This is a genomic window from Ewingella sp. CoE-038-23 (genome assembly GCF_040419245.1).
Taxonomy (GTDB): domain Bacteria; phylum Pseudomonadota; class Gammaproteobacteria; order Enterobacterales; family Enterobacteriaceae; genus Ewingella; species Ewingella allii.
The window spans coordinates 1-757 of the sequence record NZ_JAZHOH010000009.1; the positions used below are offsets into that span (position 1 = coordinate 1).

The window sequence follows — 757 nt, forward strand, 5'->3', positions numbered from 1 at the left end:
CGAACCAATCTCGGAACTTCGCTGAAAATCTCGTCTCGTCTCTCAGACCAAAACACCTTCGGTGTTGTAAGGTTAAGCCTCTCGGGTCATTAGTACTGGTTAGCTCAATGCATCGCTGCACTTACACACCCAGCCTATCAACGTCTTAGTCTTAAACGTCCCTTCAGGTGGCTTAAAGCCACAGGGAAGACTCATCTCGAGGCAAGTTTCGCGCTTAGATGCTTTCAGCGCTTATCTTTTCCGCATTTAGCTACCGGGCAATGCCATTGGCATGACAACCCGAACACCAGTGATGCGTCCACTCCGGTCCTCTCGTACTAGGAGCAGCCCCTCTCAATCTTCCAACGCCCACGGCAGATAGGGACCGAACTGTCTCACGACGTTCTAAACCCAGCTCGCGTACCACTTTAAATGGCGAACAGCCATACCCTTGGGACCTACTTCAGCCCCAGGATGTGATGAGCCGACATCGAGGTGCCAAACACCGCCGTCGATATGAACTCTTGGGCGGTATCAGCCTGTTATCCCCGGAGTACCTTTTATCCGTTGAGCGATGGCCCTTCCATTCAGAACCACCGGATCACTATGACCTACTTTCGTACCTGCTCGAGCCGTCACTCTCGCAGTCAAGCTAGCTTATGCCATTGCACTAACCTCACGATGTCCGACCGTGATTAGCTAACCTTCGTGCTCCTCCGTTACTCTTTAGGAGGAGACCGCCCCAGTCAAACTACCCACCAGACACTGTCCTCACCCC

At 52.8% G+C, this 757-nt stretch carries 1 rRNA gene; it reads right to left on the bottom strand.

Annotated elements, in window-relative coordinates:
- Positions 1-68: 68 nt before the first annotated feature.
- A 23S ribosomal RNA gene (locus V2154_RS24850) occupies positions 69-757 on the bottom strand; the annotation flags it as partial.